This is a genomic window from Peterkaempfera griseoplana, assembly GCF_001418575.1.
GTDB classification, from domain to species: Bacteria; Actinomycetota; Actinomycetes; order Streptomycetales; family Streptomycetaceae; genus Peterkaempfera; species Peterkaempfera griseoplana.
Map to the genome: position 1 here is coordinate 1 of NZ_LIQR01000172.1, position 5,919 is coordinate 5,919.

Genomic DNA, 5,919 nt, shown 5'->3' on the forward strand with positions numbered 1-5,919 from the left:
TCGTCGCGGCCCCCGCCACCGCCCCCGGCGCCGCCGCACGGCCGGCCGCGGACCCGCCGCCCGCCAAGTCCCCCCAGGCCGTCGGCCGGGGCGGAGCCGTCGCCAGCGTGGACGCCGACGCCACCGTCGCCGGCATCGAGGTGCTGCGCCGCGGCGGCAACGCGGTGGACGCCGCGGTGGCCACCGCCGCCGCGCTGGGAGTCACCGAGCCGTACTCGGCCGGTATCGGAGGCGGCGGCTACTTCGTCTACTACAACGCCCGCACCCGCACCGTGCAGACGCTCGACGGACGCGAGACCGCGCCGCTCACCGCAGACCAGAACCTCTTCGTGGAGAACGGCGCACCGCTCTCCTTCGCCGACGCTGTCACCAGCGGCCTCTCCGTCGGTGTGCCCGGCACCGCGGCCACCTGGCAGCGGGCGCTCAGCCTGTGGGGCAGCAGATCACTGGACGACGTGCTCGAACCGGCCGAGCGGATAGCCGACCGCGGCTTCACCGTCGACCAGACCTTCCACGACCAGACCGCCGCCAACCAGGACCGCTTCCGCGACTTCCCCGCCACCCGGGACCTCTTCCTGCCCGGCGGCGACCTCCCCGCCGTCGGCTCGACCCTGCGCAACCCCGACCTCGCCGCCACCTACCGCGAACTCGGCCGCCAGGGCATCGGCGCCCTTTACCGCGGGGACATCGGCGCCGACATCGCCCGTACCGTCCAGCACCCCCAGGTCGACCCCGCTGCCACCCGCACCGTACGGCCCGGCAGACTCTCCCGGCAGGACCTGCGCGGCTACGACGTCCACCTCCAGGACCCCACCCATGTGGCGTACCGCGGCCTGGACGTCTACAGCATCGCCCCGTCCTCCTCCGGCGGCACCACCGTCGGCGAGGCCCTCAACATCCTCTCGGGCACCGACCTCGGCCGGCTGGACAGCACGCAGTACTACCACCGCTTCCTGGAGGCGTCCCGGATCGCCTTCGCCGACCGCAACCGCTGGGTCGGCGACCCCGCCTTCAACGACGTGCCCACCCGGGAACTGCTCTCCCAGCGCTTCGCCGAATCCCGGGCCTGCCTGATCACCCCCGACCATGTGCTCACCAGCCCGCTGGCCCCCGGCGACCCCCGTCACCCGGCGGCCGGCTGCGCCACCGCGGGCAAGGGCGTCGCCGAGACCCACGAGGGCCCCAACACCACCCACCTCACCGTCGCCGACCGCTGGGGCAACGTGGTCTCCTACACCCTCACCATCGAGCAGACCGGCGGCAGCGCCATGACCGTGCCCGGCCGCGGCTTCCTGCTCAACAACGAGCTCACCGACTTCTCCTTCGTCCCGGCCACCCCGGGCGTGCCCGACCCCAACCTCCCCGGCCCCGGCAAGCGGCCGCGCTCCTCGATCTCGCCGACCATCGTGCTGCGCGACGGGCAGCCGTACTTCGCGGCCGGCTCCCCGGGCGGCGCCACCATCATCACCACCGTGCTCCAGGTGCTCCTCGGACGGATCGACCGCGGGCTCACCCTGGAGCAGGCCATCGCCGCCCCGCGCGCCAGCCAGCGCAACGCGGCGGCCACCGGCGCCGAGCCGGCCTTCCTGGCGCTGCCGGAGCGCGCCAAGCTGGAGGCGATCGGCCATGTCTTCACCGACGCCGGCGAGATCGGAGCGGCGACCGGGGTGGAGCGGCTGCCCGACGGCCGCTGGCTCGCCGCCGCCGAGCCGGTCCGCCGCGGCGGGGGCGCGGCCGCGGTGGTCGTCCCGTCCCGCTGACCGGGCGGCGGTGGACCGCCGCCTGAGCGGGCGGCTCACTGTCGGTGGCGGACGGTAGCTTTGGGTCGGGGAGCCCTCCGGGCTCCCCGACCCCTCGTCCGCACCGTCCGGAAGGCCAGCCCGCCGTGACCGTCCGCATCGCCACCTGGAACATCAACTCCATCACCGCGCGGCTGCCCAGGTTCCTGGAGTGGCTGGAGGGCGCCAAGCCCGACGTGCTCTGTCTGCAGGAGCTCAAGTGCACCACCGAGGCGTTCCCCCACGACGCCGTCAAGGAGCTCGGCTACGAGGCCGCCGCCCACGGCACCGGCCGGTGGAACGGCGTCGCCGTGGTCTCCCGGCTCGGCCTGGACGACGTCGTCCACGGCCTCCCGGAGCAGCCCGGCTATCTCGCCGACGGTGCGATGATCCCCGAGATCGAGGCCCGGGCGGTCGCCGCGACCTGCGGTCCGGTCCGGGTCTGGTCGGTCTATGTGCCCAACGGGCGCGAGGTCGGCCACCCGCACTACACCTACAAGCTGGAGTGGCTGGCGGCGCTCAGGGCTGCGGTGCTGGAGGACGCGGCGGGCGACCGTCCCTTCGCCGTCCTGGGCGACTTCAACGTCGCGCCGACCGACGCGGACGTCTGGGACCCCTCCCTCTTCGAGGGCTCCACCCATGTCACCCCCGCCGAGCGCCAGGCGCTGGCGGAGCTGCGCTCCGCCGGGCTGGCGGACGTGGTGCCGCGGCCGCTGAAGTACGACCACCCGTACACCTACTGGGACTACCGGCAGTTGGCCTTCCCGAAGAACAACGGCATGCGGATCGACCTGGTCTACGGCAACCGGCCGTTCGCCGCCGCCGTCTCCGACTCCTATGTCGACCGCGAGGCCCGCAAGGGCAAGGGCACCTCCGACCACGCCCCGGTCGTGGTCGACCTGGACCTCTGAGCCGCCCGCGGCCGCCGGACCGCACCCGCGGGTGCTGCACCGCCCCGGGCGGTGCCGGACCTGCGGGTGATCCGCAGGTCGCGCGGCGCCGGGGCGGACCGTGCTCCGCCCCGGCGCCGCCGGTGCCTTCCTCAGAGTGCCTCCCTTAGGGCGCCCCCCTCAGAGCGCCTTGGGAGCCAGCCCCCGGTCGCGCAGCCAGGCCAGCTGCTCGGGCGCGGTGGCTCCGTAGCCCCCGCCGTGGTCGGCGAAGTGCCAGACCCGGATGTCCCGGTCGCCCTGGTAGCGGTTGTAGGCGGCGAAGACGGTGGACGGCGGGCAGATCGGGTCCATCAGCCCCACGCTGAAGAGGGCGGGCGCGGTGGCGCGGGCGGCGAAGTGCACCCCGTCGAAGTAGTTCAGCGTCTCGAAGGCGGTCTCCACATTGCCCTGGCTGTGCCAGCGCAGATACTTGGAGACCTCGACATAGGGCCCCTCGGGGGCGACGTCGGTGCCCCGCCGGTAGTGGCAGAGGAACGGCACATCGATCAGCGCGCCCGCGACCAGGCCGCCGGTGAGGCCGGCCACGGCCAGAGCCAGCCCGCCGCCCTGGCTGCCTCCGCTGACCACGATCCGGTCCGGGTCGACCTGCGGCAGGGCCCGGGCGGCGTCCACGGCCCGCACGCAGTCGGTCATCAGCCGGCGGTAGTAGTGGTGGTGCGGGTCGTCGATCCCGCGGGTCATGAAGCCCTCCACCCACTGGGTGCCCCGGCCCTCGTCCCGGTCCGGGGTGTCGTGGCCCTGACCGCGGCTGTCGACGACCAGGTGGGCGTATCCGGCGGCGGGCGGCAGCAGATGGTCGGTGGGCCGCCCCCGGCCGCCGCTGTAGCCGATGTACTTGACCACGGTCGGCAGCGGCCCCTCGGAGCCGCGCGGCAGTATCAGCCAGGCGGCGACGGGCTCCCCGTTCCACCCGGGGAAGCGCACATCGTGCACCTCGAAGGCGGTCAGCAGGTGGTCCTCGACGGGGGACAGCGCAGGGCTGCCGCCGTGCGTGCGGGCCTGCTCCAGGGTCTGCGCCCAGAAGGCGTCGAAGTCGGCGGGGGCGGGGACCTCGGGGCGGTACTCCAGCAGTTCGTCGAGGGGGAGGTCGCTGAGAGGCATGGGGGCTTCTCCTGAGGGGTGGGGAACGGGATGTGCCGGGCAGCCCGCCGGTGGGCGGGCTGCCCGGCCGACGGACGGGCCGGTCGGGGCTCAGGCTGCGCGCAGCTCCAGCACACGCACCCCGTAGCCGGGCAGTGTCACCGAGTCGACGGGGGTGCCGTCGAGTTCGTGCAGGGTGCCCTCGGTGACCGCGGGCTTGACGGTGATCTCCTCCTTGGCCTGGCTGACCAGCCACACGAAGGTGCGGCCGTCCTCGTGGACCAGACGGTCGGTGCCCACCCGCGGGTCGGCGACCGTCACCGGCCGGCGCACCCCCGCATGGGCGCCGAGGGCGTCGTACAGGGTGCTGGTGTCCTCCGGATTGACCCGGGGGGTCACCGCCGCCATGTGCTCCAGCGGGTAGGTGGAGAACACCACGCTGCCCTCGCCCACCTGGCGCAGCAGGAGCGCCGGGCGGCCGTGGCCGTCGACGGCGAGCACCTCCGCACCGTCCGGGACGACCGGCAGGAAGACCCGGCTGTTGACGGTGCCGGCGGCCCGGAAGGACAGCCGGGCACCCTCGGGGAGACTACCGAACGCCCGGGTGAAGGTGAAGATCACCTCGTCGTCCTCGATCGGGTTGACCAGGCCGTACTCCAGCTGGTGCCGCACCCCGAAGAACTCGTCCAGGTGGGCGTACCACGGGCCGCGCTGCTCGTCGTGGGCGCCGGGGCAGTACGAGACATAGACGGTGGCGCCGGCGCGGGCGAGCTCCTCCAGCCGGTACCAGGTGGGGGAGAGCAACTGCTTGGTGGAGGGCACCAGATAGAGCCGGGCGTCCTCGGTGAGGCCGTCGCTCTCCCGGGTCACGGCCGGGGCGAGGTCGGCGAGGCGGCCGGCCACCCAGGCCTGGCGGGCGGCGGTGTAGACATGGCTGCGGTCCTCCTCCCGGGTGAAGGGGTAGTGGGTGTCCAGGTAGGAGGAGACCACCAGGGCGGTGTCGCTGTCGGCCCGGCTGGTGCGGTCGAAGTCGACCTGCTTCAGCACCTCGGTGAAGTCCTTGAACTCCTTCAGCTGCGGCTTGGCCCGGCCGTGCCGGTCGGTGAGGCCGAAGTGCAGCTCGAAGGCGTGGTGCAGATAGGGCGGCTGGTGGATCAGGTCGTCGTAGTCGGTGTTGTTCCAGGCGATCCAGCCGGTGGCCCCGGCCAGCAGGGTGTTGTGCAGCACCTGGCGGTAGTAGTGGGCGGCGCCCGCGCCGCTGACGAAGTCGGAGGTGACGCCGAACTCCTCCAGCACCACCGGCTTGCCGAAGGTGCCGGACAGCTCGCACACCCAGGCGGCGGCGTGGTGCTGGCGGACCGGGTCGTCCTCCATGCGGTAGACGTGCGGGCCGAGGAAGTCGCAGATCTCGGCGGAGTGCTTCACCGAGAAGCCGTTCTCATGGCCGGTGTTCTCCAGGCCCCAGGCGCCGTCGCCGAGCGAGACCGGCTGGGTGCCCCCGGCGGCGTGCACGGCGTCCACGATGATCTGGGCCCAGGAGGAGACCGACTCCCGGTCGCGGGTGGCGTCCCCGTAGATCGGCATCTCGTTGGAGACCAGCCAGCCGGAGACCGCCGGGTGGTCCTTGAAGCGGCGGACCATCTCGCGGGCGAACCAGGCCTGCCGGGCCACCATCCAGACGTCGGTGTAGAGGTCGCGGCCGCCCCGCCAGGACGGGTCCCAGTTCTCGCCGGACATGTGGCCCACGATGAAGGTGGGGATGGTCGTCATGCCGAGGGCCTGGTGGCGGTCGAGGAAGTCGGCGAAGTGGGCGCACTTCTCCTCGTCGACGCTGTACGGCGTGGGCATGAAGTCCGGCCAGTAGTAGAAGGACCGGGTGACGTTCATGCCGTGGTCGCGCAGCGCCAGCAGCTCCTCCTCGATGACCTGGGGGTCGTAGGAGCGCCACATCAGCGGGCCACCGGTGCGGGACCAGTAGTTGGCGCCGAGCCAGGTGACCGGCTTTCCGGTGGCGGTCAGCCGGGCGGAGTTGCGCAGCATGGGCGGGGTCCCCTTCGGACGGGTGCGGGCGGGAAGGCGGCAGGCCGCGGCGCGGGCGCGCGGGCGAGGGC

Annotated in this window: 4 protein-coding genes; 2 read left to right on the forward strand and 2 right to left on the reverse strand. The window is 73.3% G+C overall.

Annotation, left to right across the window (positions count from 1 at the left end; genetic code table 11):
- Together ggt and AOK09_RS13830 are read left to right on the forward strand one after the other, a co-directional pair.
- On the forward strand, window positions 1-1,760 hold a 1,760-nt coding region (ggt, locus tag AOK09_RS13825; protein WP_055587472.1), incomplete at its 5' end, for a gamma-glutamyltransferase.
- A gap of 125 nt (window positions 1,761-1,885) precedes the next feature.
- Window positions 1,886-2,689, forward strand: coding sequence for an exodeoxyribonuclease III (locus AOK09_RS13830; protein ID WP_055587473.1), 804 nt, complete (start codon window positions 1,886-1,888; stop codon window positions 2,687-2,689).
- Window positions 2,690-2,848: 159 nt separating this feature from the next.
- Here AOK09_RS13830 and AOK09_RS13835 read toward each other — a convergent pair whose 3' ends face one another.
- A complete protein-coding gene (locus tag AOK09_RS13835; protein ID WP_055587474.1) occupies window positions 2,849-3,829 on the reverse strand; it encodes an acetylxylan esterase in 981 nt (326 codons plus the stop codon).
- Window positions 3,830-3,919: 90 nt separating this feature from the next.
- Window positions 3,920-5,848 (reverse strand): cellulase family glycosylhydrolase, encoded by a 1,929-nt coding sequence (locus AOK09_RS13840; RefSeq protein ID WP_055587475.1) that lies wholly within the window; start codon window positions 5,846-5,848, stop codon window positions 3,920-3,922.
- Window positions 5,849-5,919: the final 71 nt, after the last annotated feature.

Coding starts and splice junctions, on each gene's coding strand:
- AOK09_RS13835 (WP_055587474.1), bottom strand. CDS start 3,829: ATGCCTCTCAGCGACCTCCCCCTCGACGAACTGCTGGAGTACCGCCCC.
- AOK09_RS13840 (WP_055587475.1), bottom strand. CDS start 5,848: ATGCTGCGCAACTCCGCCCGGCTGACCGCCACCGGAAAGCCGGTCACC.